The following is a 25,000-nucleotide window of genomic DNA, read 5'->3' as shown; positions in this document are numbered from 1 at the left end:
AAACTCATTTAAATCACTTTGCTATTAAGTACAAATTGATTCTTAGAGCGAACCAGATTGCTTGGCAGGAGCTTAAAAATATGGCAGCTTAAAATTGACCGTGCGTAACATGAGTTAATAACTCCTCTTGGGATAGGGCTTGGATAGAAAGATGGATGTCAATTCTATCCAGCAAAGGAGCTGATAATTTACTTAGATACCGATTAATTCGTTCCGGGCTACAGACGCAATTAGCTTGAGGATTGCCCCATTGGCCACAAGGACAGGGGTTCATTGCAGCCAGCAATTGAAACTGGGCAGGAAATTCAATGTGAGCCGAGGCCCTTGCTATAGAGACATGGCCTGACTCCAAGGGTTCTCTTAATGTTTCAAGGACATGACGGCTAAATTCCGGTAGTTCATCTAAAAATAATACGCCATGATGAGCAAGAGAAATTTCACCTGGCTTAGGTGGATTTCCGCCGCCCACTAAAGCTACTTGCGAGGCTGTGTGATGAGGGGCGCGAAAAGGAGGAGAGCGCCATTGGTTAAAATCAATGGCTTTACCGCGGATTGAATTAATTGCCGCACATTCTAAAGCTTGCGTCTCTGATAATTCTGGTAAAATGCTACTAAATCGTTTGGCCAGCATAGTTTTTCCGCTACCCGGTGCCCCACTTAGTAAAACACTATGATTTCCACAAGCTGCGATCACCATGGCCTTTTTCGCATGATACTGACCTTTGATCTCAGACCAATCTAGCATGGGCTCCATTAAATGACCTTCAGGTTTTGGGGGGAGATTTTTTAAAGGCGAGTTTTGGCATAAATAATGGCAAACTTCGCGTAAATTCGATGCTGTTAAAACATCTCGCTGACCTGCTAACGACGCTTCATGGGCATTTGCATCTGCAATAATTAAGGTGTGTTCTTCTTTATAGGCGGCAAGAACCGCAGGAATAATAGCAGAAATACCCCTTAATTCCCCACTTAAGGCCAACTCGCCGATAAACTCATGATTTTGCAGTTTATGGGGGGGAATCTGCCCAGAAGCTGCTAAGATCCCTAAGGCAATAGGCAAATCAAAACCGCTTCCTGTTTTAGGTAGATCAGCTGGCCCCAAATTAACCGTGATTTTACGACAGGGAAATTCAAATTGACTATTGATAATAGCGCTGCGCACTCTATCTTTACTTTCTTTAACGGCGGTTTCCGCTAAACCGACAATGGCGAAACCAGGTAGGCCATTAGAGAGGTGTACTTCCACTGAAACGGGTTGAGCTGAAATACCTAGAGTACTTCGCGTTTTAGTAAATGCGAGATTCATTATTATTCCTTGGGTTGGACTTATTTAGTACTCCTTTTTCCAATAGTGAGTACTAAATAATGGACTTTATTTATCAGTTTCTTTTTTGGGTTTTGCTTTTTTTTGTTTTGCTAATTCTTCTACTTGCATTTCTAGTTTTTCTAATTTTTCGCGAGTTCGCGCTAACACTTTGCATTGAATATCGAATTCTTCGCGGGTGATAAGGTCTAGGCGCGCAAAGGTTGCTTGTAATACCTCTTTAAATTTTTGTTGAATCTCGTTTTCAAAATTTTGTAAACTGGTAGGAAGGGCAGCAAAGAGCTTACTTGCTATCTCATCAAATTGTTTTGGGTCGAACATAAGTGCTCCATTTCATTTTTATTTGCAGTCTAGCAAAACTGGAAGACTAGTACTATACCCCTTAAGACAGTAATTTATTTAATTAAAACATGGCTAAACTATGAAAATGATTTGTGCAATAATTAAACCGTTTAAACTAGATGATGTTCATGAGGCTCTAATGGATATTGGGGTACCTGGTATCACAATCTCTGAAACTCGTGGTTTTGGTAGGCAAAAAGGGCATACTGAATTGTATCGCGGGGCTGAATATGTAGTGGATTTTTTGCCCAAAATAAAAATTGAGTTAGCCTTGGCTGATGATATGGTCGATGCTGCCATTGATGCCATTTGTAAATCAGCCTATACGGGTAAAATTGGTGATGGAAAAATTTTTGTTTATGAGCTGCAACAAGTAGTACGAGTCAGAACCGGTGAAGTTGGCGAAGATGCTATTTGAAGAACTAAGGCCTCTGCTCACTGTAAAAAGAGCTATTATTTAGCTGGGTAGCGCCAATAAATCGCTTTTTCAGTAATCACTGCATTCAGGGGAATGTCCCAAGGTTTTGCGTTGATAAAATCGAGTCGTTGAAACTGGTAAGCTACCCCGAAAAGAATGCCATTATTTTTATTAGCTAAGGTTCGATCATAACAGCCGGATCCCATTCCTATACGCAAACAGTGAATATCAAAACCAACCATTGGCATAATAATTAAATCTAATTCTTCGGGTGATTTTGCATGCTCGATGCTAACTTCTGGCTCTAAAATCCCAAAACGATTGGTTTTAAAACTAGTCGCCGGTGTTGCTGGTAGAAAGGTGAGGGTGAAATCCTCGTTAACGATAGGAAAATAACAAAATTTACCATGCAAGGGGGCTGTTTTCCATATAGGAGTTAAATCGACTTCGCCATTTATAGCGAAATATAGGGCTACATGCTTGGCTTTCCTGTAGGGTTCTAAGGCTCTTATTCTATTGCAGACTTGTAGGGAAGCTTTAGCACGAAATTGGGCTGATGTATTGGCGCGTACTTGTTTTAGGGTAGTTCTTAGTGCCGCTTTATATTGATCAGTCATAATATCTGTAGAAATTTTTCTTTAAATTATTGAGCTTTTAATTATAAAGCGCAAAGCTTTAAATAAATAGAGTTAACTTAAGAGTTTATATTTTCTCGCTTAAAATACTAGTCAAAAAAAGAAAAATAAGGTATATAGCCGGCTTTAAAAAAATATTTTTATTGGAAGAGCTTGGAACAAAACCTTTTTTTATTTTCATGGTGGTTTCTAGCTCCTGAAGAAGAAATTATGGGCATTATGGATTGATTTTTTAGAGAAATGATATGAGTGATTTATTTGAAGATGACGAAACAGAAGTATTAGCCACTGAAGAGGAATTCGAGGATATTGAAGTGGAGACAGAAGGAGTGGAGGGAGGTAATAATTTAGATGCACGTAGGCGTTTGGAAAATATTTTAGAGGAAAAACGTTTACAAGATGAACTTGATGACTTTGTCGATTACTAAATGCAACCTGAGCAAGAAGGGTTTAAATTAGCGCCCAATGAGCGTCTATTTTTAGGAGAGGGCTTATTTGAAACCATCAAAGTGCTTAAGTCCAAGCCTTGTTTCGCCGAGTTACATTGGCAGCGCCTTAGGAATTCGGCTCAGGCTTTGGGATTTTCGTTTACTCTTTCTTTAGAAGCTTGGCGACATTCGTTATTAGCGAAAATCCAACAGGAGCGCTTGCTGGACGGTGGAATTAAAGCCATTTGGACCGGGGGTGAGGCTTCGCGTGGATTAATTAGCGAGGGGCAAAACAGCCAGCTTTTACTGCATGCTTTTTCCTTTCAAACTCTATTTAAACCAGTACGTTTAAAAACTGCTTCATGGTTACGGGATGCGAATAATCCCCTCTATCAATTAAAAACAATTAATTACCTAGAAGCAATTCTTGCTCGACGCCAAGCCATGCAAGAAGGTGCAGATGATGCATTATTCTTTAATACCCAGCATTGCGTAACCGAAGCTAGTTGTGCCAATATCTTTTTTCTCCAGGAAGGACGCCTGCTAACGCCTGCGCAAACAGAGGGAGTTCTGCCGGGAATCACCCGTTCGCGGATTTTAAATCATTGCCGTCATTTAAATCTTGCTTATGCGGAGGTCTCCATCACGAGAGAACTAATCAAACAGTCTGAAGCGGTTTTTCTGACTAACGCCTTACAAGGTATTCATTACGTTGCTGCAATTGATCAACACGAGTTTCTGCCAAATCATCCGACTGTTTCCCGCTTAATTGCTGTATTAAAAGAGGAAGAACAGACCATGTTGCATAATCAGCTAAATTAACTCACTCTGTTTGCATATTATTTTTAAAGAGTTGAGTACGCTCCCTGCGTTTTATTAGCGTAATCATTGCTAAAAACAACAGCGCTAGAGCTAAAAGAAAGACCCCGCCACTTTTATAAAATTGTCCAGGATTCGCTAAAACATGTCGTCCTGCATAGCCAAAATAGGTATAAATAATTTCAGCTGGGATAAGAAATAAAGCGGTGCTGATTAAATAAGTACGGAAAGGAATGGCGGTGAGGCCTAAACCATAGTTAACTAGATTAAAAGGGACAATAGGAAATAAACGTAAAAAAGCGATAAACATCCAGCCTTTTCTCTCAACGCCGGTGATTAGTTTATTCAGCCGTAGGCCTCGTTTTTTATTAAACCAATCGTACACCAAATAACGTGTGATTAAAAAAGAAAATGCAGCGCCCAAGCTTGCCCCTATTAAATTGAGGATGACCCCTATAATCGGGCCAAAAATTGCCCCACCCGCTAAGGTCATTAACATCGTGGGGAGGAAAAGAATAGTGGCCAAGCTATAGACAATAATAAATAATACCGGTGCAAGCCAACCGAGATCATCAATCCAATCGATAATCTCTAAAGAATATTTTTGAAAGGTAAAGGCGCATATAAGAAAGGCCAGCAGCGCCAAAATAGAGCAAATTGTTTTAATAGGAAAAAACTCTTATTAACGATGAGCGACACTTTATTACAGGGTGTAACATCTGGCAAGCTATCTAAGGGTATTTGCTTTTTTTTTAGTCTTATTGGCTTGCTTATTAGTTTAGGATAAATAAACTGTTAACTCTTATTCCTCACCTGGCGCTGGGTATTGGATTTATTTAGGTAGTCTTGCAATATAAATTTCGATTAGGTATAACCGATGCCTTTTGCATTATTGAGAAAGAGATGAGTTACAAGGAATGGAAAGAAAAACAACGAGAGAGAATGCGCCATTGCATCAAAACCTTGTTGACCTGGTGGTTTAATGTCGAGGTAAAGGGTGAATACCAAGCCACATCTAATTCGGTAATTATAGCGAATAGAACGTCCATTATCGATGTACTTTTATTATCGGTTTTTTTACCAGAGCGCCTAACGCTTGCTTTACATCCGCGCTTATTCAAAAAAATATGGGTTAAAACTTTATTATTATTTGCTGATGTCTTACCCATTGATCCGGCTCATCCTTTTACTACTAAAGCACTTATAAAGGCCATTCGCTCAGGAAAACGTTGTGTTATTTTTCCCCAGCAGTCGCTAAATCAAGAGGAAAATAGCTTAAAAGTTTATGATGGCCCCGGTTTTATCATTCAGAAATCCGGTGCTCCCGTAATTCCGGTCCGTATCGAGGGGGCTGAGCATAGTATTTTCTCTATTAGTAAGAGTAAAAACACTATCCGTTTATTCCCTAAAATTAATTTACATATTTTACCTTCACAATTATTCATTCAATCTGAAGCAGGCCCGGTGAATAGACATGCCGTTAGTAGGCGTTTATTCCGCTTGATTAGTGACTTAAGTTTTGCCAATAGTTTTAAGGAGCATTCTTTATTTTCAGCACTTGTTGAAGGAGCCGAAATTGGGATTAAAAATAAAACTAAAATTGAAGATGTAAATCGCACTCCAATAAGTTATCGGCAATTTCTGGCACGTTGCTTTATCTTGGGGCGTCAATTTAAGAAACAAACCAAACCCGGGGATTATGTGGGTGTGATGATGCCTACTACCACCGCGGGAATGATTACTTTTTTTGCTTTACAAGCTTATCGGCGTATTCCTGCCATGCTTAATTTTAGCATGGGCTCGCATAACATCCTTGCTGCTTGCGCTCTAGCTAAAATTAAAACGATTTATACCTCGCAACAATTTATTGCCACTGCCAAATTAGAGTCTTTAATTGAAGAGTTGCTTAGAGCGGGGATTAAGGTCTGCTATTTAGAGGGATTTAGAAAATCGGTTCATTTAGGTAATAAGCTATCTGGTTTATTAAAAGGGCGCTTTCCGGGGCTTACTTATCGCTTATTAGGAGAGCCGGTTAGTTCAGAACAGACAGGCTTAGTCTTATTTACTTCGGGTTCCGAAGGAACGCCAAAAGGAGTGGTTTTAAGCCATGCCAACTTATTGGCAAATTGTTGCCAAATGAAGTCGCGTGTTGATTTTTCCACCCGCGATATCTTCTTTAATTCCTTACCCATCTTCCATTGTTTTGGCTTAACGGCGGGTAGTCTGGTTCCTTTAGTTTCAGGGATTAGCTGTTTTTTCTATCCCTCGCCTTTGCATTATAAAATAATTCCAGGTTTGGTTTATCAAACAGGCGCAACAATAATGTTTGGTACAGATACCTTTTTAAATGGATATGCGCGTGCTGCAGATGCGCATGACTTCTCTAGTATTCGTTATATTTTTGCTGGCGCGGAAAAAGTTAAACCCGATACCATCAAATATTGGATTGAGCATTTTGGCGTAAGAATTTATGAGGGCTATGGTGCAACGGAAGCCTCTCCCGTTATTTCCTTAAACTGTCCTTTAGCGTCTTCTTTAGGTACGGTAGGGATGATTTTGCCTTTCATGACTAGCCGGATTGAGCCGGTTGAGGGGATCGCTGAAGGGGGACGGTTATTCTTGCGCGGACCCAATATTATGAAAGGTTATATGAATCCTCAATCTCCCGGATCAATAATTCCCCTCCCAGGCGATTGGCATGATACGGGTGATATTGTAACCATGAATAATGAAGGCTTTATCAGCATTGCAGGTCGGGCAAAACGGTTTGCTAAAATTGCCGGAGAAATGGTTTCTTTAACCTTAGTTGAAGGTATCGCAGCCTCCCTTTACCCAGAACTGCTTCATGCAGCCATCACTATAAAATGTGCACGTAAGGGTGAGCAAATTTTATTATTTTCGGAAGCCGAACGGATAGACCGCCCGGAATTTGTTAAAAAAATAAAAGAACATGGTTACTCAGAACTTCTCATCCCTTCTCACATTTATGCGCATGCCGCAATACCTGTGTTACCTTCAGGTAAAATTGATTATGTTCATTTAGAGCATCTTCAACACGCTACAGAGGTACGCTAGGGAAAATGATTTTGTCTAAAAAATCTAAGATTAGACCATGATTTACTATAAATTCATGGTCTTTTGTTTTTCTTCCTGATATAACTTGTCCTATACTTAGTACAAAGACGGGCTTTTCTTGTGCTAATAATTATTACTTAGTCACCCTATCAAAACTATTCTAAGATTCTCCTACGAGAATGAGGTAGAACTATGTGGAGTTTTAGATCACTAAAGCAAGCTCCTAAAACTGAGCTAATTAATTTTTTGAAAACAATACCTTATTTCCAATCTCTTCCTGAAACGAGTATTAAAGAATTATCGGAACAGTTTAAACCCTGTTTTATCCAAAGTGGCGAGGTAATAATAAAAGAAGGGGAAATGGGGGATAGCCTTTATATAGTCCAAACAGGGCGTTTGTTAGTTACAAAAATTATTCAAAATAATCAGCAAATTATTGGCGAAATGGTAAGGGGTGATCTGGTTGGCGAGTTGTCTTTGTTTACGCAACAAGCTCGAGCCGCTACAGTTATTGCGATTAGAGATAGCTTTTTATGGAAACTATCTAAAGAGCAGTTTGATATTTTTGTAGAAAAAAACTCAACCCATGTCATGCCTATTGTGCGAACAGCTATCTTAAGACTATTAAAACCCAATACGCTGCGACAACAAACCTTACGCTCCTTGGCTATAGCGCCCGCAGGGCGCTATCCTCTCGATAAAGACTTTATCCGTTTATTAGCCGAGCAATTGTCTTTATCGGCACCTACTCTGCTGGTTAACAGTTCTCTTATTAAAAACCAGTTTAAAGAGTTAAAAACGAATAATTCCTTAAAAATTGAGTTAACCGATCCGCGTATCACTGAGTGGTTAAATGAACAAGAACAAAAATACACCTATGTACTTTATGAAGCAGATGACATTAATACGGAATGGACACGACTGTGTTTAAGGCAAGCCGATAAAATTTTTCTTTTTGCCGATTCAGCGGATACACCCAAATTGGGGGGAATTGAACAATATTTGTTTTATTCCTTAGAAAAAAATTATCGGCCTCCCATTGAATTGTTTTTATTACATGATGAAAAAATAAGTATCCCTATCGGGACTATTGAATGGTTAAAAGAACGGCCAATTAAGGGATATCAGCATTTCAGAAAAGGCCATGCTGAGGACTTACAACGGATAATCCGTCTAATTTTGGGTCGTGGAGTGGGTCTGGTTTTAGGCGGCGGCGGTGCGAAATCTTTTGCGCATATTGGCGTTTATAAAGCTTTATGTGAATTAAAAATCCCAGTAGATTTTGTAGGCGGTACCAGTATGGGGAGTATTATTGCCGCTGGGATTGCTATGAATTTCACTATTCCTGAGATGATAGAAAGTATCGACCGATATGTTATTAAAAATAAGAAATTTAATGATTATACCATTCCCTCTGTCTCTTTATTAGGGGGGGGAGGGTGGCTCTATGCGCTTAAGAGTATCTTTGGTGATACCTACATTGAAGATCTCTGGCGTCCTTTTTTTTGTGTCGCTAGTAATTTTACTTTACGCAAGGTTGAATTAATAAAAACAGGGCCTGTTTATAAGGCCGTAAGAGCTAGCGCATCTTTGCCAGGCGTCGTACCGCCCATTTCTAATGAGCGCAATGAGCTTTTAGTTGATGGCGGGATTTTTAATAATGTCCCTGTGGATATTATGCGCAATTTCGCACCTCCTTGTGAAATTATCGCCGTGCGGGTTTCCCCCTTTTCTAATGTGCATGCGCAAATTCCTGATGGGATAGTTTCTGGTTTCAAACGTTATTTTTCTCGTTTTGGTAACGACTCTTTGAAAAGGATGGCAGAGGTGCCTAGCCTTTCTGAAATTATCATTGGCACTATTACTTTATGTAATGATGAAAAAGAATTAATCCAGTTATCCAGTGCCAATCATGCCTTAGATATTAATTTAAGCGAATTTAGTATGCTCGATTTTTCTAAACTGCCTGATTTAATCGAATTGGGCTATCAAGCAGCCATGGAACAATTCCAATCCTGGTAGGTAAAAATCTATTATCCTCGTTTAAGCTTGATAGTAATCCCGAGCCTCAATGGTGGTTGCGCTTTTTACCTAATAAAAAAGGAATAAATCCTATTACAATGCCACCTATTCCAATTACGATAGTGGGAAGATCGAAGCTAGGGATGCTGTATAAGGCTATAAACACTAAAAAAATTGCGCTAAATATAGGCCAAACCACATAAATTAGCAGCTCACTTAATAAAGTCCAAGTTTTTTGATAGTGCCAGGCACAGGCAAAGCCAGTCAAGCTATAATAAAAAGCGACTTGAAAACTAACTGCATTTACGAAATCATTCATTAAGGTGTAAACAGTAAAGGAAAAAGAGGAGAACAATAAAAGTAGTAGACCGAAAAGCCAAATGACTAAAGTAGCTACCCAAGGCGTATTTCTTGTTGAATGTAATTGGGCATAACGGGGGTGTAATACCCCATCCCGGCCTTTGGCAAATAGGGTTCTAGTGAATTGCAGCATGCTGGTTTCTAAGGTACCAATCGTACTTAACATGACACAAAGAATTGCTAAATAAGACCAGGGCTTGGGAAAAAGCTTCTCCGCAATGACAAAAATGATGTTAGTTCCTGCCTTCATTATTTCGGCATCGCTTAAGACCACTAAGGCGGTCACCACAAAACTGACCAAAAGAGCGATAATCAATAATACCGACCAAAAAGCGCCCCAACCTGGGGTATGCATCGCTTTTTTTGTTTCTTCATTTAAATTAAGCGTGACATCCCAGCCCCAATATAAAAATATGGACACTAAGGCACCATTAGTAAAGGTTCGAAAACTAAAGTTGCCCAGATTAAACCAGGACCAAGAAAAATCATGCAAGGAATGGGTGTGTAACTGCCAAAGACCGCTGATAATAATGGCGATTAAAATCAGCACTTCAACCCCAGTCATCAAAAATTGGAGGTAGCTCGCCGGTTTAATGCCTTTACAGGTAACCACCGCTATTAAGCTGACCCATAATGCGGCCACGGTAGTGACTACTGGCATGGTGTTAACCCATCTAGGCGCGATGAGGAGAAGAGTGGCAGTTGCTGCAGGAATAGAGCCTGCTACCATAAACAGTGCGGAGGCTACTAACAGGGCCCAACCGGCAAAAAAGCCCATAGAGACGCCAAATATTTCGCGAACCCATGCATAAGCAGCACCAGCATTAACTTTTATTCTATTTAAATGGATGAAGGCTAAAGTAATCCCGAACATAATAAAGCCACAATACAGTACACTGGCGGGAGCAAGTACTCCCACTGCGCCTACTAAAGAGGTTGTCGCTGCTGCAAGACTAAATGCTGGAGCAGATCCCGCTAGCCCCATTACAATAGATTCTCCAATACTTAAGGAGTTAGCTGCTAATTTTTGTTCTTGATTCATACAATGCTCTTCTTTTAGAGATGTAATAGAGATGTTATTCCGTTCAGCTTGAGTCAGGCGGTTAAGGCCTGAGGGAGTGTGCTGACTCTTAGGGCTGAATGGTGGGCTAATTCCCTAGCAGTTTTGTCTTAGTACATAACTTCCCGGAGCATCCATTAAAGGTGAATACACTAAATGATCCAGTTCAGGGGCATTAATTAAGTCCCCAGAATATTTATTGAGCCATTTGAGCCATTCAGGCCACCAGGAACCCTGGTGAGATTTTGATTTGGCAAACCAATCCTCGGCGTTTAATTGATTATTGCTATTGGTGCGGTAGCCGTATTTCATGGCTGAGGGTGGATTAATAATTCCTGCTATATGTCCTGAACCTCCTAAAACAAATTGTTTCGGTCCCTTCATGATTTGGAAGCCATTAAAGGTAGTTTTCCAAGGAGCAATATGATCTTTTTCAGTAGAAAGGAAAAAGGTGGGGATTTTTATTTGGCTTAGGTCTATTGGGGTATTATTTAACTGAATTTTACCTGGTTTAATTAAATCATTTTGCAAATACATCCAGCGTAGATATTGGGAATGCATGGTGGCAGGCATATTGGTTGAATCAGAATTCCAATATAAAATATCAAAGGGGGCTGGATTTTTCCCCTGTAAATAATTCTTAATAAAAAAGGACCAGACTAAGTCGTTGGCGCGTAAGGAATTAAAACTAGAGGCCATGTATTTTCCGGATAGGTAGCCCTTACTGGCCATTTCTTGTTCTATTTTTTGAATTTGCTGTTCATCAATAAAAACGGCAAGATCCCCAGGATCACTAAAATCCATCATGGTCGCTAAAAAGGTAGCACTCTTGATAGAATTGTCCTGTTGGGCTTTGTTATAGGCAAGTAAAGTAGCTAAAAGCGTGCCACCGATACAAAAACCGAGGGTATTCACTTGGGAAACCGTTAACTGCTTTTTAATTACCTGAATTGCTCGTTTGGGCCCCTCTTCTAAATAATCAAATAAACCTTTATCGGCAAAACTTCCATCGGGATTGATCCAAGAGATGACAAAAACAGTGAGTCCTTGATTTACTAACCAGCCGATTAATGAATTGTGTGGGCTTAGATCTAAAATATAATATTTATTAATCCAAGGTGGCACGATAAGCAAAGGAACTGCACGAGTTTGGGCCGTGGTAGGTGTATATTGAATTAATTCAATCATTTCATTACGAAAGATGACTTTGCCTGGAGTGGTGGCTAGATTCTCACCAATTTTGAATGCTTTAGCATCCGTCATTTTAATATTAAGCTGCGCGCTCCCTTTCTCGAGATCTGAAAGTAAATTATGTAGGCCTTGGAGTAGATTTTTACCATGAGTTTGCACCGTTTCGGCCATTATTTGTGGATTTGTATGTAAGAAATTGGCTGGGGACAAGGCATCTAAATATTGCTTGCTGAAAAAACGTATGCGTTTGGCAACGCTGGGATCTTCATACTCCAGTTGCTCCAGCAACTCACTCATATGTTCGCTTGCTAGAAGGTATTGATGGCTCATTAAATTAAAAAAAGGATTGTTAAGCCATTCATCACTGTTAAAGCGACGATCGTCCATCGGTAATGATTTTCCTTCGAGCCAGTGGCTAAATTGGGACTGCGCTAAATTCATGGCTTGTTCCCAATACGACAGCTGCATTTGCCAGGCTTTTTCAGGATTATTGAGTAGAGTATTTAACACATTTTGCACATGCTCAGTTAGCTCAATGAATTGCTTGAGTATACTAGTAATGTGTTCTGGGTTATCCTTTAAATCATTGATCACTTGTAAACTTTTTTCAGCGATAGCTTGCATTAAGTTGTTCAATTCATTGTCGTGGGTCATCCGAGCTCCTAGAGACAAATTTTTATTATCTATTCTTATGTCTTTTTTATAGTTATGCAAGTGATCTAATATAAACTTGCTCATGGACTGATTGCCAAGGAGCATTTAGGTATTAAGCTAATTATCTTAGTTGCAGAAATCGATTTCAGTGCCTTAGACAGTAATCCGGTCGAGCCCTTATCATTCTCAAACCACCACGAATAATTTGCATCAATTAAGTATAATAAGGTATCATGCGTCTTTTATTTTATATGGGACCTTTTTAGTGCTATATTTATAAGGGAATGATCTCTCAAAAAAATAGCGCTTTCTCCCATTTATATTAGCTTAAATTAAGACTTATTTGGTACTAGATTAATCCTGTTGGGGGTGTTATGCTGCGCATCAGCAAATTAGCTGATTATGGAACGGTGGTAATGGTTTATCTCGCCAAGCATCCACAAGAGTTATGTAATGCACGTGATATCGCTTTACAGACCCATTTATCAGTACCAACAGTAAGCAAAATTTTAAAACGCTTAACTGGTGCAGGTTTGTTGACTTCGGTGCGAGGTGTCACTGGGGGATATAGACTACAACGTCCTGCCGCAGAAATATCAGTATCACAAATTATCTACGCCTTGGAAGAGCATCGTGGCATTACGGAATGTAGTCTAGAAGCCAATGATTGTTCGTTACAGGGTGTATGCGCTATTCAAGGTAATTGGCGCTTAATTAGCCGGGCTATAGAGACAGCCCTAGATAGTGTGAGTTTAGAAGCATTAGCAAAACCAACTCTTCATAATAGGGATGTAGAACGAGTTCGGCAATTAGCAAGTGGAGTGAATCGTGGCTAAAAGCAGTGAGCATATTAATTCTTTGCTTGATAGAGAATACCAACATGGGTTTATTACCGATATTGAAGTAGATACTTTTCCTCCGGGATTAGATGAGGATGTTATCCGCCGCTTATCTGCGATAAAAGGTGAACCTGAGTTCCTCTTAGAATGGCGTTTAAAGGCATTTAGACATTGGCAAACCATGCCACATCCTGAATGGTCGAGTGTGCATTATCCTCCGGTGGATTATCAGGCTATATCCTATTATTCAGCACCCAAAAAGAAAAGTGATGCGCCTAAAAGTTTGGATGAAGTCGATCCTGAATTATTGCGCACCTATGAAAAATTAGGCATTCCTTTACGAGAGCAAGAAATGCTTGCCGGGGTTGCGGTTGATGCGGTGTTTGATAGCGTGTCTGTGGCGACTACCTTTAAAGCTAAACTGGCAGAAAAAGGCGTGATCTTCTGTCCCTTCTCAGAGGCAGTACATCAATATCCTGACTTATTAATGAAGTATTTAGGCTCTGTAGTGTCTTACCGTGATAACTTTTATGCAGCCCTTAATTCAGCTGTCTTTAGTGATGGCTCTTTCGTCTATATCCCTAAAGGCGTACGTTGCCCTATGGAATTATCCACCTATTTCCGTATTAACGCTGCCTCTACTGGTCAATTTGAGCGTACTTTAATTGTAGCTGATGAAGACAGTTATGTTTCTTATTTAGAAGGTTGTACTGCACCTATGCGGGATGAGAATCAACTGCATGCGGCAGTAGTTGAATTAGTTGCTTTAGATAACGCCCAAATTAAATATTCTACGGTCCAAAATTGGTATCCCGGCGATAAAGACGGTAAAGGTGGAATTTATAATTTTGTAACCAAGCGTGGGGCTTGCCGAGGTAAGCGCTCTAAAATTTCTTGGACCCAAATTGAAACGGGTTCGGCCATTACTTGGAAATACCCCAGTGTGATCCTCCAAGGAGACGATTCGGTGGGCGAGTTTTATTCAGTTGCCTTAACGAATAATTGCCAGCAAGCTGATACAGGCACTAAAATGATTCATTTGGGGAAAAATACCCGTTCGACTATTATTTCTAAAGGAATTAGTGCTGGACGTGCTCATAATGCATACCGGGGTTTAGTTCGCATTGCCCCAACCGCGACCAATGCACGCAACTACACTCAATGTGACTCAATGTTAATGGGCAGTCAATGTTCTGCACATACTTTTCCTTATATCGAAGTCAAAAATCCCACCGCGCAAGTCGAGCATGAAGCAACGACTTCCAAAATTAGTGAGGAGCAATTGTTTTATTGTCAACAACGCGGGATTGACACTGAAGATGCAGTGTCCATGATTGTGAATGGGTTTTGTAAACAAGTATTAAAAGAGCTACCTATGGAATTTGCCGTAGAGGCAACCAAATTATTAGGTATTAGTTTAGAAGGGGCAGTAGGCTGATATGTTAAAAATAAATGAACTGAATGTTTCCATCAATAATCAATCTATATTAAATGGTATTAACCTCAATGTTAATGCTGGTGAAGTACACGCCATTATGGGCCCCAATGGCTCCGGAAAAAGTACTTTATCTAAAGTATTAGCTGGCCATCCCTCCTACCAGGTCACTTCAGGTGAGGTAAGCTACCTTGGGGAGGATTTATTAGTTTTAGCACCGGAAGAGCGTGCGCGCGCTGGGGTATTTTTATCTTTTCAATACCCTTTAGAAATCCCCGGGGTTACCAATATTAATTTTCTTAAGGCCTCAGTCAACGCCGTACGTAAAGGCCAAGGCCGTAATACCTTAGATGCAATTGAGTTTTTAAGTTTTATTCGTGAAAAATGCCAATTACTCGATATGGATGAAAGTTTTTTATATCGTAGCATTAATGAAGGGTTTTCCGGCGGTGAAAAAAAACGTAATGAAATTTTACAAATGGCTGCTTTAGAACCTAAATTAGCAATCCTTGATGAAACGGATTCGGGTTTAGATATTGATGCCTTAAGAGTGATTTCACAAGGCGTCAATGCTATGCGCTCTAATGAGCGGGCTATTATATTAGTAACTCATTATCAACGTTTATTAGATTATATTGAACCTGATTACATTCACGTTTTAGTTAATGGCCGAATTATTATGTCAGGTGATAAATCGTTAGCTTTGGAATTAGAAAAGAAAGGATACAGCTGGCTTGAAGAAGCGGAGCAGGCATGAGTGAAATAGTTAGTTTTTATAAGCAACAAGCAGAAAACGTTTTATCTGATATCCCTTGGTTAGCCTCATTGCAGGCTCAGGCACTAAAAAATTTGGAGCGTCGGGGTTTTCCTACTCGTCATCATGAGGAGTGGAAATACACTTCTGTCGATGCTTTATTAAAACAGCCGTTTAATTATGTAGAATATCAGATACCACAGGGTGAATTTCAGTCGGATCTTCCCTTAGCACAGCAAGTCTTAATTCATAATGATCGGGTTTCCTTAGACAGAGAATTATTAGCTACCCTTCCTAAAGGTTTATTAATTCTGCCTTTAGCGCGCGCTTTAACCGAGCAGGCGAATTTAATTAAGCCTTATTTAACCCATATTCTTGAGCAAGAGCATGGTTTTCATGCTTTAAACACCGCTCTAATCCATTGTGGCGTAGTCATTTATATCCCCAAAGGAGTCTGTGTTGATACTCCTATAGTCTTGAATCATTATCAAGATCAAGCCCAACACGCCGTACATTTAAGACATTTAATCATTGCCGAAGAAGGTAGCCAAGCCACCATCGTTGAACAATACCAGGGTAAAGATGAGACAAGTTATTTTACGACTACGGTAACTGAATTATTCCTTGGCGCTTCTGCCCAAATTAGTCATTATAAAATTCAAAGAGAAAGTAAAGCTGCCTTTCACTTAGGGCATATTGCCGTGAAACAAGAAGCACATAGCCATTTTGCTTCCCACTCTCTAAACCTAGGTGCCGCTTTGGCGCGTAGTGATATGAGTATTAAATTGCAAGAAGAACATGCCCATTGCTTAATGAATGGTATTTATGCGCCTACAGAAGGTCAGCATGTTGATCATCACACTAGTGTTTATCATTTGGTTCCGAATTGTTCGAGTGAACAAGATTATAAAGGTATTTTAAAAGGCCGCGCGCGCGGGGTGTTCAATGGGAAGGTGATTGTGGCTAAAGATGCGCAACATACCAATGCGCAGCAACAAAACAAAAATTTATTGCTCTCTACTAATGCTGAAATTAATACCAAACCACAATTAGAAATTTTTGCAGATGATGTGGTGTGTTCGCATGGCGCAACCGTTGGGCAATTGGATGAAGATGCGTTATTTTATTTAGCGAGTCGCGGAATCGATAAGGTAGAAGCCTCTCAATACTTAATTCATGCCTTTGCAGAAGATAACCTACGCCTTATACCAAATCGTGAACTTGCCGATTGGATGAGCCAGTTATTAACACAACAGTTAGGGTAGATAATGCAAACTTTATTGGATATTGATGCTATTCGCCAAGATTTTCCTATTCTCCATCAGCAAGTGAATGGCCATGATTTAGTGTATTTTGATAATGCAGCTACCACTCAAAAACCGCAGGCAGTGATCCAGGCCATAAAGGACTACTATACTCATGACAATGCTAATGTGCATCGCGGTGTTCATGCGTTAAGTGTCCGTGCCACCGAAGCCTATGAGGCTGCGCGTATTAAGGTGCGTCACTTTATTAATGCTTCTTCAGTAAAAGAGTGTATTTTTGTTCGAGGTACTACCGAGGCGATTAATTTAGTAGCTCAGAGTTATTTAAAACCTTTTATCCAACCTGGTGATGAGATTTTAATTACCTACATGGAGCATCATTCGAATATCGTGCCCTGGCAAATGCTTTGCGAGCAAACGGGAGCTGTCTTGCAAGTAGCCCCTATTTCTTTAAGTGGGGAAGTATTATTAGATGAGTTTGCAAAAAAATTAAGCACTAAAACCAAATTTGTGTCTTTAAGTTATGTTTCTAATGCCTTAGGTACTATTAATCCGGTAGAGCAGATGATTGAACTGGCTCATGCACAAGGAGCAAAGGTTTTATTAGATGGGGCCCAGGCTACAGCGCATTTACCCGTGGATGTGCAAGGCTTAAATTGTGATTTTTATGCTTTTTCCGGCCATAAAATGTATGGTCCAACCGGTATCGGTGTATTGTGGGGAAGAGAAGAGCTGCTCGAACAAATGTACCCCTATCAAGGGGGCGGGGAGATGATTTATTATGTCACCTTCTCACAAACTGAATATGCTCCTCTTCCACAAAAATTTGAAGCAGGCACACCTAATATTGCCGGTGCTATTGGCTTGGGTGCGGCGATTGATTATTTACATTCTTTGGATTTAGACGCTATAGCCAATTATGAGCGCTATTTGCTGGATTACGCCACAGACGCTTTAAACAACTTAGCAGGATTTAAGATTATTGGTACGGCTGCGAATAAAGTTCCAGTGCTGTCTTTTATTCATGAGAAAATTCACTCCCATGATATTGGTACGATTATCGATGCTGAAGGCATTGCTATTCGCAGCGGGCACCATTGCGCTATGCCGCTAATGGATTTCTATGGAGTGGCTGCGACTTCAAGAATGTCTTTATCTTTTTATAATACTACCCAAGAAGTTGATCGTTGTATTAAAGCGTTACAAAAAGTAAATGAGGTGTTTGCATGAGTATGGAATTACGGGAGTTATATCAAGAAATTATTATCGACCATAACCGTAACCCCCGCAATCATCATGCTATGGATGATGCGACCAATCAGGCGAACGGATTTAACCCTTTATGCGGTGATAAATTAACAGTTTATGCCAAATTAGAACAAGGTTTAATCAGCGATTTAAGTTTTGTTGGTTGTGGTTGTGCTATTTCGCAAGCCTCAGCGTCTTTGATGACCGATGCCCTGAAAGGTAAGACCATTGCAGAAGCGCATGAGCTTTTCCAGCGCGTACACCATATGCTTACCCAGGATGATGAAGCAGACTTACCTTCTGTTGATAAATTAACTGTATTAGCAGGGGTGAAAACTTTCCCGGCACGGGTTAAATGTGCGACCTTGGCTTGGCATACTCTAGAAGCTGCTTTAAATAGAGAGGCCACCACGGTTAAAACGGAATAGTGCGGTTTTGTAGGCCAGACTTGGCCCAATAACAGCTTTGCTTGGAATCGAGTACAGGTTAATAGAGTCTTAATTATGTTTGGATTTAAGAAAAAAGAAGAGAAAGAACAAGTCATTGAGCGCATCATTTTAGCGCTTAAAGGCGTTTATGATCCCGAAATTCCGGTGAATATTTATGATCTTGGGTTAATTTATAACGTAGACATCAACCAAGAAGGGCATGTTGATGTCCAAATGACCCTGACTACTCCGGGCTGTCCTGTGGCGCAAACCTTTCCAGGTACTGTCGAGCAAGCCGTGAACCAAGTAGAAGGGGTTAATGATTGCACCGTTGAACTGGTGTGGGAACCACCTTGGAGCCAAGATCGTATGACTGAAGCGGCTCGCTTAGAGTTAGGGATATTTTATTAATGGATGGTACTCATTGGCAGCCTGCAGCTAGTCTCGAGACCTTGCGCCAACGTGCGGAGCTGCTGACTCAGATCCGTCATTTTTTTACTACTCGCCAGTATTTAGAAGTAGATACCCCGGTAATGGCTCATTATGGGGTAACAGACCCTTATTTATCTAATATAAAAGCTTATTTTAGAAACAAACCCTATTGTCTCCAAACTTCTCCTGAATATCATATGAAGCGCTTATTAGCGGCTGGCAGCGGACCAATTTTTCAATTGGCCAAAGTGTTTCGGGATGACGAGTTAGGACGCTGGCATAACCCTGAGTTTACTTTACTAGAATGGTATCAATTAGACATCAATCATCATCAACTCATGGATGAAATGGATCTCTTTTTACAAACGATTGCGCATTCTCAACCCATGCTCAGAAAAACTTATCAAGAGGCCTTCATTGAGGCTTGTGATGTAGATCCTTTTAATACTAGTGTGCTTGAATTACAAAAGATTTTAGAGCGCCATCATTTAGCTAATGTTTTAGCACCTCAGGAGACAGATTTAGATCAATATTTGTTTTTGCTGATGAGTCACGTGGTTGAACCTTTTTTAGCACAAGAGGATTTACCTGTTGCAGTCTATCATTTTCCACCTTCGCAAGCAGCCTTAGCCCAGGTTAATCAGGGGGTTGCCGAACGTTTCGAAATTTATTACCGTGGTATTGAATTAGCGAATGGTTTTCATGAATTAACTGATGTCACAGCGCAAGAGATGCGTTTCGTCCAAGATCGCCTACAGCGGCAAAAACTTGGCTTCGACCCAGTCGACTCAGATCCTTGGTTATTGCAAGCCTTAGCACATGGTTTACCTTCTTGTAGTGGGGTTGCCCTGGGAATAGAGCGTTTATTAGCGCTAACATTAAATAAATCGTCCATCTCCGAAGTAATGGCTTTTAATGTGGAGCGTGCCTAGGCTCGGGAAATTCACGAGCATTCATTTATTGAAACCACTAGGCCACTGGTTTTTTTGTGGTACACTCAGGATTGTTTTTGTTCATGATGAATTTTTAAGGATAAACACTATGTATAGTCCCAGTTTCCATAAAGCACCATCCTTACGCGCAAAAATAAGTATTGAAGAGGAACTTGCTAACGCCCAAGCCAAGCTTGAAAAGACTGAGAGCGATTTAGCTGAGCTTAGTACGAGCGGCAGTCAACATGGAGATGCTGTTGAGCGAAGGGCTTATTTACAATACCTAATGAACAGCAAGTTTTATTATGAAACAATGGTTAATGAGTTAAATAAGGAACTAGGCTCACTAAACTCATCTTCCAAAGCATGCTAAATTAGGTGGATTGCGGCCCCAGTAGTGTATAAAAACAAAAAGACTACTGGACTATAAGTACTACGAGCCGCTTTGCAACTCAGATAATAGGTTCACTGCCATTTTAAATCGGGCCAGAAAGGGGTTTACTTTGGCGTAATTTTAATCTTGGTCAGCCTTTGCGGTCTGAATTGGGCGCTTATCCGGGGGGAAGGCTTTTTTAATGGACGATAATTCATCAAATAATTTAAAAGAACAGACAGGCTATACGGTAAACAAAAGAGCAATAAACTAGTATGAATGGATTGGGTCAGCAAGAGTTCTGCTAGTACCGCACCTACACTGAGTAAAAGAATGATTTTATTTTTTATAAAATCGGTAATAAATAATTTATACATTATAATTCCTTTTAGTTGGCTATCCATTTGTGGTCAGCGATAATTGAATAAACCTCATTATCACCAATAACGATATGATCTAATAAACGCGTATCGATTAGGTCTAAAGCTTCTCGAATTCGCTCGGTCACTACTAAGTCTTGATGACTTGCTTCCGATAAACCGGAAGGGTGGTTATGGGCAAGAATAAGTGCTGCTGCATTAAGCTTAAGAACGCGCTCTACAATTGGGCGAGTATGAATTGTAGCTGAATTGATGGTGCCAAAAAATAACTCTTCATAAGCAATGACGCGGTGTTGATTATCTAAAAATAAGGCGGCAAAGGTTTCATTTTTGTAGTCACGCAAGCGTTTTTTTAAATAGGCATAAGTTTGCTTGGTATTGCTAATTTGTACTTCTTTTTGCAAATCAATAAAATCACTACGGTGGCATAGCTCTTTAATAGCTTGCAATTGGGCATAACGGACCTGACCAAGGCCAGGAACTTGCTGAAAGTCTTGGGATGAGCTATTAAATATTTCCCGAATATTACCAAAATGATGTAACAACGCGTTTGCTAATTGTAGACAAGAATTTTTTCTAGAGCCTGAGCTGATAAAAACAGCCAATAACTCTGCATCAGAAAGATTCTGGGCGCCTTGAGTTAAGAGTTTTTCACGCAAATGCAAATGCCGCGTGGGTGGGCCAACGGTCATGTTTTATTCCTTTTTTATTCCTTTATTGCGAAGTTTGTGCTTTGATCAGGGGTATTCTTATCAAAAATGATTAGTCATGCAAGATTTTCTTAATAAAAAAATTCTTCTTGGTATTTCTGGTGGTATTGCTGCTTATAAATCAGCGTACTTGGTTAGGGAGTTAACACGCTTAGGCGCTGAGGTGCGGGTAGCAATGACCCACTCGGCACAAGAATTTATTACGCCTCTTACTCTCCAAGCCATATCGGGATATGAGGTTCGTACGGAATTATTTGATACTCAAGCAGAACGCGCAATGGGACATATTGAATTGGCCCGTTGGGCTGATTACTTTGTCATTGCACCAGCTTCTGCCAATTGTCTGGCTAAAATGGCACAGGGTATTGCTGATGATCTTCTTTCGACGCTTTATCTAGTTGCTGAAATACCGGTTGTGATTTGCCCTGCGATGAATCGAAGTATGTGGGCTCATCCTGCAACCCAGGCTAATTGTCAATTATTACAAGAGCGCGGCGTCTTGCTGGTCGGGCCTAATGAAGGCTCGCAAGCTTGTGGCGAACACGGTTTTGGTCGTGTAAGCGAACCCGAGCAAATTATTAATGCCTTGCGCTTGATGGAGGTACAACATTTATTGCCAGGCAAAAAAGTGTTGATTACTGCAGGGCCAACCCGAGAGTCCATTGATCCTGTTCGCTATTTAAGTAATTACAGTTCAGGAAAAATGGGTTATGCCATGGCAGAGGCAGCTTTAATGGCAGGTGCACAAGTGACATTAATTTCTGGTCCAAGCTCAGTACAAGCTTCTGCTGGTATCGAGTTGATCAAGGTAGAATCGGCAGAGGAAATGTATGAGCAGGTCATGTGCCATCTAGATACAGGAAGCATTTTTATTGGGGCTGCGGCGGTTGCGGATTATCGAATAGCATCGCCTGCGCAAGATAAAATGAAAAAAACAGCCCATGCAGAGCTGAATCTCAAATTGACTCGGACTAAAGATATTTTAACGGCTGTGGCCGAATCAGGAAAAGCGTCCTTTGTTGTCGGTTTTGCCGCAGAAACCTCTAATCTTATCGAGTATGCTCGAGAGAAGTTAAAACGAAAAAAATTAAATATGGTTGTAGCTAATCAAGTCGGTAAAGGTTTAGGTTTTGAATGTACTGAAAATCAAGTAGTAGTTATTACAAAGAGCGAACAAATAGAACTTAAATTAAGCCACAAAACACGTTTAGCTGGCCAAATTGTTGCAATACTAGCCTCCTTTTTGCAAAAATGAGGGCTCTTATAGATTTGGTTCTTAATCTTGCAGCCGTTTGGCCCACGCCTAAATTACCTGCAGCAGTATTTTATCCAGGAGCTCAGTAAATGACACAAGCTATTCAATTAAAAATTTTAGATCCACGCATTGGGGACAGTATCCCTTTGCCTGCTTATGCAACAGAGGGTTCAGCCGGTCTTGACTTACGGGTTTGTATTGATGATGCCCTGGCTATTGCTCCCCAAGAAACCGTCTTATTACCTACGGGTTTATCTATTTATATTGCGGATCCTAAACTTGCGGCTGTTATTCTACCGCGTTCAGGCCTAGGTCATAAACATGGTATTGTTTTAGGTAATTTAGTTGGTTTAATCGATTCTGATTACCAAGGCGAATTAAAGATCTCTTGTTGGAATAGGGGGCAGGAACCCTTTATAGTTAACCCAGGTGAACGAATTGCTCAATTGGTTTTTCTTCCTGTTGTCCAAGCAGCTTTTGAAGTTGTTGATGAATTTATTCAAAGCGATAGAGGTGAGGGTGGTTTTGGTAGTTCTGGGAGGCACTAATAATGTATCAGCAAAAACAAGTTACTCGCTCTGCTTTTCGAGCCTATGATATTCGAGGAATTATTGATCAAGATTTAGATGAGAATTCATTCTATAGTATTGGTTTGGGGTTGGCTTGTTATTTGCAACAATTAGATCGCCAACAAATTTACGTGGCTCGTGACGGTCGGTTAACGAGTCTTAGCTTAGCCACAGCCTTAAAACAAGGGCTTCTAGATAGCGGGATTGAGGTCATTGATTTGGGCGAGGTGGCCACTCCGGTTATGTATTATGCGACCCATACCCAAGGAGTTGATTGTGGTTTAATGATCACAGGAAGCCATAATCCTGCTGATTATAATGGTATAAAAATGGTTTTAGCAGGCAAAACCCTCACCCAAGAAAATATTGATCATTTGTATGAACTAGTAGAGCAAAGCACGAGGGTTCATGGAAGAGGGCAAGCGCGTAACCTTAACGTGTTAGATTCTTATGCCCAACGTATTATTCAAGATATCCAGTTAAAGCGTCCTTTAAAAGTAGTGGTAGATTGCGGCAATGGTGTTGCAGGACCTATCGTCCCTAAAGTAATAGCTGCTCTGGGCTGCGAGGTTATTCCTTTATATTGCGAGGTTGATGGACGTTTCCCCAACCATCACCCAGATCCTACCGTAGAAGAAAATTTAACTGATTTAAAAAAGGCAGTCTCAGACCATCAAGCTGATCTTGGTTTAGCCTTTGATGGTGATGCGGATCGATTAGGCCTTATTACCGAAGAGGGTGAGATGATTTGGCCTGATCGCTTAATGATGTTGTATGCGCGGGAATTATTAAGCCGTAATCCAGGTGCTACTATTGTGTATGATGTTAAATGTTCTAGCCATTTAGAAGCGGTGATTGAGGCTGAAGGAGGCGTGGCTAAAATGTGTCCCACCGGCCATTCCATTGTAAAAGCCGTAATGCGGCAAGAAAACGCTGCTTTAGCGGGTGAGATGAGCGGGCATTTGTTTTTTAAAGATCGTTGGTATGGTTTTGATGATGCCTTATACAGTGCTTGTCGTTTATTGGAAATCGTAAGTAATTCCTCGCTAACACTGAGTGAGCAATTTAAATCTATTCCCAATAGTGTTAACACACCTGAAATTAAAATTGATATTAGTGATGAAGCAAAGTTCCTGTTTATGGAACGTTTCAGTCAGCAAGCTCATTTTGCTAAAGCAAAAATAATTAGAATAGATGGGCTACGCGTGGAGTTCGCTAAGGGCTGGGGTTTATTACGTGCATCCAATACCACCCCTTGTTTAGTGGCACGCTTTGAGGCAAGTGATGAGAAGAGTTTGCTCGAAATTCAACATTTGTTCAAGCAACAAATTCAGCAATTGGATCAACATTTAGAAGTTCCTTTTTAAAAGTCGGACCTCCTGAAAGCCCCTGTCGCTGGTAGCATTAGCCGCCAGGGGCCGCGATATCAAAAAGATTCACTCGTCTCATTGGCTAATTTTGAAGGTATTTTTGCCTTCTGATTTAGCCTCATAGAGGGCTTTATCTGCTTGCACGAGAAGAGTATTTAAATTTTCTCCTGCTTCAGGATAAATGCTTATGCCCATGCTGACAGTAATTAAAATCTCATGCTGTTTAAGGTACATAGGCTTGGCAATCACTTCGAGTATTCGTTTGGCGACTTCAGTAACTTGTTCTATATTTTTGATTTCGGTCAGGGCGATTATAAATTCATCTCCCCCTAGGCGGACCGGCAGGTCATTAATACGCAAAGTAAATTTAAGCCGTAAGCCGATTTCTTTTAATAATAAATCACCAATAGCATGACCATATTTATCATTTATAGCTTTAAAGGAATCTAAGTCTAAAAATAAAAGGGCTATATGAGTGTTATGGCGTTTCGCATTAGGAATAGCAAACTCAAAAAAAATTTCTAATTGCTTTCGATTAGATAAGCCGGTTAAACTATCATGATAACTCATGTTACGCACGGTCAATTTTAAGCTGCCATATTTTTAAGCTCCTGCCAAGCAATCTGGTTCGCTCTAAGAATCAATTTGTACTTAATAGCAAAGTGATTTAAATGAGTTTTTA

25 protein-coding genes and 1 pseudogene are annotated in these 25,000 nt (G+C 40.3%); 17 read left to right on the top strand and 9 right to left on the bottom strand.

The genetic code is table 11. The features are described from left to right. Positions 1-100: 100 nt before the first annotated feature. Both ELY15_RS05235 and ELY15_RS05230 read right to left on the bottom strand, forming a co-directional pair. Positions 101-1,306 (bottom strand): annotated as a pseudogene (locus ELY15_RS05235) (YifB family Mg chelatase-like AAA ATPase); the annotation flags it as partial. 66 nt (positions 1,307-1,372) lie between these two features. After that, entirely contained in the window at positions 1,373-1,645 is a 273-nt protein-coding gene (locus tag ELY15_RS05230; RefSeq protein WP_127098604.1) for an accessory factor UbiK family protein, read from the bottom strand. Between the two features lie 100 nt (positions 1,646-1,745). Between ELY15_RS05230 and ELY15_RS05225 the strand changes: the two genes are divergently transcribed. Then, positions 1,746-2,084 (top strand): P-II family nitrogen regulator, encoded by a 339-nt coding sequence (locus ELY15_RS05225; RefSeq protein ID WP_127098603.1) that lies wholly within the window; start codon positions 1,746-1,748, stop codon positions 2,082-2,084. Between the two features lie 35 nt (positions 2,085-2,119). Here ELY15_RS05225 and ELY15_RS05220 read toward each other — a convergent pair whose 3' ends face one another. Next, positions 2,120-2,701: a 5-formyltetrahydrofolate cyclo-ligase gene (locus ELY15_RS05220; RefSeq protein WP_127098602.1), complete on the bottom strand. Its 582-nt coding sequence runs from the start codon at positions 2,699-2,701 to the stop codon at positions 2,120-2,122. Positions 2,702-2,964: 263 nt separating this feature from the next. Between ELY15_RS05220 and ELY15_RS05215 the strand changes: the two genes are divergently transcribed. Next, positions 2,965-3,147 carry a PA3496 family putative envelope integrity protein gene (locus ELY15_RS05215; protein WP_127098601.1) on the top strand — a complete coding sequence of 61 codons (183 nt, stop codon included), beginning with the start codon at positions 2,965-2,967 and terminating at the stop codon, positions 3,145-3,147. Continuing rightward, positions 3,148-3,969 carry an aminotransferase class IV gene (locus ELY15_RS05210; protein ID WP_127098600.1) on the top strand — a complete coding sequence of 274 codons (822 nt, stop codon included), beginning with the start codon at positions 3,148-3,150 and terminating at the stop codon, positions 3,967-3,969. Position 3,970: 1 nt separating this feature from the next. On the opposite strand, the gene ELY15_RS05205 is transcribed toward ELY15_RS05210, so the two are convergent. Continuing rightward, positions 3,971-4,612, bottom strand: a complete 642-nt coding sequence (locus ELY15_RS05205; protein WP_233586519.1) for a TVP38/TMEM64 family protein — start codon at positions 4,610-4,612, stop codon at positions 3,971-3,973. 257 nt (positions 4,613-4,869) lie between these two features. Here ELY15_RS05205 and ELY15_RS05200 point away from each other — a divergent pair, with 257 nt between their 5' ends. After that, entirely contained in the window at positions 4,870-7,041 is a 2,172-nt protein-coding gene (locus tag ELY15_RS05200; RefSeq protein ID WP_127098598.1) for an AMP-binding protein, read from the top strand. 192 nt (positions 7,042-7,233) lie between these two features. Next, positions 7,234-9,063, top strand: coding sequence for a patatin-like phospholipase family protein (locus tag ELY15_RS05195; protein WP_127098597.1), 1,830 nt, complete (start codon positions 7,234-7,236; stop codon positions 9,061-9,063). 46 nt (positions 9,064-9,109) lie between these two features. On the opposite strand, the gene ELY15_RS05190 is transcribed toward ELY15_RS05195, so the two are convergent. Together ELY15_RS05190 and ELY15_RS05185 are read right to left on the bottom strand one after the other, a co-directional pair. Beyond that, positions 9,110-10,465 carry an APC family permease gene (locus tag ELY15_RS05190; RefSeq protein WP_127098596.1) on the bottom strand — a complete coding sequence of 452 codons (1,356 nt, stop codon included), beginning with the start codon at positions 10,463-10,465 and terminating at the stop codon, positions 9,110-9,112. A 114-nt stretch (positions 10,466-10,579) separates the two neighbouring features. Then, complete coding sequence (locus tag ELY15_RS05185; RefSeq protein WP_127098595.1) at positions 10,580-12,328, bottom strand: alpha/beta hydrolase; 1,749 nt, start codon at positions 12,326-12,328, stop codon at positions 10,580-10,582. Positions 12,329-12,702: 374 nt separating this feature from the next. Here ELY15_RS05185 and ELY15_RS05180 point away from each other — a divergent pair, with 374 nt between their 5' ends. From ELY15_RS05180 to ELY15_RS05140, 9 genes are all read left to right on the top strand, one after another. Then, positions 12,703-13,164 carry an SUF system Fe-S cluster assembly regulator gene (locus ELY15_RS05180; RefSeq protein ID WP_127098594.1) on the top strand — a complete coding sequence of 154 codons (462 nt, stop codon included), beginning with the start codon at positions 12,703-12,705 and terminating at the stop codon, positions 13,162-13,164. Next, positions 13,157-14,605, top strand: coding sequence for a Fe-S cluster assembly protein SufB (sufB, locus tag ELY15_RS05175; RefSeq protein WP_127098593.1), 1,449 nt, complete (start codon positions 13,157-13,159; stop codon positions 14,603-14,605). The genes ELY15_RS05180 and sufB overlap by 8 nt, the downstream gene beginning before the upstream one ends. 1 nt (position 14,606) lies before the next feature. Then, entirely contained in the window at positions 14,607-15,359 is a 753-nt protein-coding gene (sufC, locus tag ELY15_RS05170) for a Fe-S cluster assembly ATPase SufC (RefSeq protein WP_127098592.1), read from the top strand. After that, positions 15,356-16,621, top strand: a complete 1,266-nt coding sequence (gene sufD, locus ELY15_RS05165) for a Fe-S cluster assembly protein SufD (protein ID WP_127098591.1) — start codon at positions 15,356-15,358, stop codon at positions 16,619-16,621. Before sufC ends, sufD begins: the two co-directional genes overlap by 4 nt. A 3-nt stretch (positions 16,622-16,624) precedes the next feature. Further along, positions 16,625-17,851 (top strand): cysteine desulfurase, encoded by a 1,227-nt coding sequence (locus ELY15_RS05160; protein WP_127098590.1) that lies wholly within the window; start codon positions 16,625-16,627, stop codon positions 17,849-17,851. Next, on the top strand, positions 17,848-18,297 hold the full coding sequence (gene sufU / locus ELY15_RS05155; protein ID WP_127098589.1) for a Fe-S cluster assembly sulfur transfer protein SufU: 450 nt from the start codon (positions 17,848-17,850) through the stop codon (positions 18,295-18,297). The genes ELY15_RS05160 and sufU overlap by 4 nt, the downstream gene beginning before the upstream one ends. A gap of 75 nt (positions 18,298-18,372) precedes the next feature. After that, positions 18,373-18,708, top strand: a complete 336-nt coding sequence (locus ELY15_RS05150) for an SUF system Fe-S cluster assembly protein (protein ID WP_127098588.1) — start codon at positions 18,373-18,375, stop codon at positions 18,706-18,708. Further along, a complete protein-coding gene (gene epmA, locus ELY15_RS05145; RefSeq protein WP_127098587.1) occupies positions 18,708-19,661 on the top strand; it encodes an elongation factor P--(R)-beta-lysine ligase in 954 nt (317 codons plus the stop codon). Before ELY15_RS05150 ends, epmA begins: the two co-directional genes overlap by 1 nt. Before the next feature lie 109 nt (positions 19,662-19,770). Continuing rightward, positions 19,771-20,034, top strand: a complete 264-nt coding sequence (locus ELY15_RS05140) for a hypothetical protein (protein WP_127098586.1) — start codon at positions 19,771-19,773, stop codon at positions 20,032-20,034. A 125-nt stretch (positions 20,035-20,159) separates the two neighbouring features. Here the strand turns inward: ELY15_RS05140 and ELY15_RS05135 are convergent, their stop codons facing one another. Further along, positions 20,160-20,411, bottom strand: a complete 252-nt coding sequence (locus ELY15_RS05135) for a hypothetical protein (protein WP_127098585.1) — start codon at positions 20,409-20,411, stop codon at positions 20,160-20,162. 11 nt (positions 20,412-20,422) lie between these two features. Continuing rightward, on the bottom strand, positions 20,423-21,106 hold the full coding sequence (gene radC / locus ELY15_RS05130; protein WP_127098584.1) for a DNA repair protein RadC: 684 nt from the start codon (positions 21,104-21,106) through the stop codon (positions 20,423-20,425). Positions 21,107-21,182: 76 nt separating this feature from the next. Between radC and coaBC the strand changes: the two genes are divergently transcribed. The 3 genes from coaBC (at position 21,183) to ELY15_RS05115 (ending at position 24,315) form a co-directional block, all read left to right on the top strand. After that, on the top strand, positions 21,183-22,379 hold the full coding sequence (coaBC, locus tag ELY15_RS05125) for a bifunctional phosphopantothenoylcysteine decarboxylase/phosphopantothenate--cysteine ligase CoaBC (RefSeq protein ID WP_127098583.1): 1,197 nt from the start codon (positions 21,183-21,185) through the stop codon (positions 22,377-22,379). Between the two features lie 89 nt (positions 22,380-22,468). Further along, positions 22,469-22,927, top strand: coding sequence for a dUTP diphosphatase (gene dut, locus ELY15_RS05120; RefSeq protein WP_127098582.1), 459 nt, complete (start codon positions 22,469-22,471; stop codon positions 22,925-22,927). After that, positions 22,927-24,315 (top strand): phosphomannomutase/phosphoglucomutase, encoded by a 1,389-nt coding sequence (locus ELY15_RS05115; RefSeq protein ID WP_127098581.1) that lies wholly within the window; start codon positions 22,927-22,929, stop codon positions 24,313-24,315. Before dut ends, ELY15_RS05115 begins: the two co-directional genes overlap by 1 nt. A gap of 78 nt (positions 24,316-24,393) precedes the next feature. On the opposite strand, the gene ELY15_RS05110 is transcribed toward ELY15_RS05115, so the two are convergent. Next, positions 24,394-24,888: a GGDEF domain-containing protein gene (locus tag ELY15_RS05110; protein WP_233586518.1), complete on the bottom strand. Its 495-nt coding sequence runs from the start codon at positions 24,886-24,888 to the stop codon at positions 24,394-24,396. Positions 24,889-25,000: the final 112 nt, after the last annotated feature.

Source organism: Legionella sp. km772, assembly GCF_003989735.1.
GTDB lineage: Bacteria > Pseudomonadota > Gammaproteobacteria > Legionellales > Legionellaceae > Legionella.
The sequence above is the reverse complement of the archived record's forward strand: the minus strand, read 5'-3'. Positions and strand labels throughout refer to the sequence as shown.

Coding starts and splice junctions, on each gene's coding strand:
- ELY15_RS05230 (WP_127098604.1), bottom strand. CDS start 1,645: ATGTTCGACCCAAAACAATTTGATGAGATAGCAAGTAAGCTCTTTGCT.
- ELY15_RS05225 (WP_127098603.1), top strand. CDS start 1,746: ATGAAAATGATTTGTGCAATAATTAAACCGTTTAAACTAGATGATGTT.
- ELY15_RS05220 (WP_127098602.1), bottom strand. CDS start 2,701: ATGACTGATCAATATAAAGCGGCACTAAGAACTACCCTAAAACAAGTA.
- ELY15_RS05215 (WP_127098601.1), top strand. CDS start 2,965: ATGAGTGATTTATTTGAAGATGACGAAACAGAAGTATTAGCCACTGAA.
- ELY15_RS05210 (WP_127098600.1), top strand. CDS start 3,148: ATGCAACCTGAGCAAGAAGGGTTTAAATTAGCGCCCAATGAGCGTCTA.
- ELY15_RS05200 (WP_127098598.1), top strand. CDS start 4,870: ATGAGTTACAAGGAATGGAAAGAAAAACAACGAGAGAGAATGCGCCAT.
- ELY15_RS05195 (WP_127098597.1), top strand. CDS start 7,234: ATGTGGAGTTTTAGATCACTAAAGCAAGCTCCTAAAACTGAGCTAATT.
- ELY15_RS05190 (WP_127098596.1), bottom strand. CDS start 10,465: ATGAATCAAGAACAAAAATTAGCAGCTAACTCCTTAAGTATTGGAGAA.
- ELY15_RS05185 (WP_127098595.1), bottom strand. CDS start 12,328: ATGACCCACGACAATGAATTGAACAACTTAATGCAAGCTATCGCTGAA.
- ELY15_RS05180 (WP_127098594.1), top strand. CDS start 12,703: ATGCTGCGCATCAGCAAATTAGCTGATTATGGAACGGTGGTAATGGTT.
- sufC (WP_127098592.1), top strand. CDS start 14,607: ATGTTAAAAATAAATGAACTGAATGTTTCCATCAATAATCAATCTATA.
- sufD (WP_127098591.1), top strand. CDS start 15,356: ATGAGTGAAATAGTTAGTTTTTATAAGCAACAAGCAGAAAACGTTTTA.
- ELY15_RS05160 (WP_127098590.1), top strand. CDS start 16,625: ATGCAAACTTTATTGGATATTGATGCTATTCGCCAAGATTTTCCTATT.
- sufU (WP_127098589.1), top strand. CDS start 17,848: ATGAGTATGGAATTACGGGAGTTATATCAAGAAATTATTATCGACCAT.
- ELY15_RS05150 (WP_127098588.1), top strand. CDS start 18,373: ATGTTTGGATTTAAGAAAAAAGAAGAGAAAGAACAAGTCATTGAGCGC.
- epmA (WP_127098587.1), top strand. CDS start 18,708: ATGGATGGTACTCATTGGCAGCCTGCAGCTAGTCTCGAGACCTTGCGC.
- ELY15_RS05140 (WP_127098586.1), top strand. CDS start 19,771: ATGTATAGTCCCAGTTTCCATAAAGCACCATCCTTACGCGCAAAAATA.
- ELY15_RS05135 (WP_127098585.1), bottom strand. CDS start 20,411: ATGTATAAATTATTTATTACCGATTTTATAAAAAATAAAATCATTCTT.
- radC (WP_127098584.1), bottom strand. CDS start 21,106: ATGACCGTTGGCCCACCCACGCGGCATTTGCATTTGCGTGAAAAACTC.
- coaBC (WP_127098583.1), top strand. CDS start 21,183: ATGCAAGATTTTCTTAATAAAAAAATTCTTCTTGGTATTTCTGGTGGT.
- dut (WP_127098582.1), top strand. CDS start 22,469: ATGACACAAGCTATTCAATTAAAAATTTTAGATCCACGCATTGGGGAC.
- ELY15_RS05110 (WP_233586518.1), bottom strand. CDS start 24,888: ATGAGTTATCATGATAGTTTAACCGGCTTATCTAATCGAAAGCAATTA.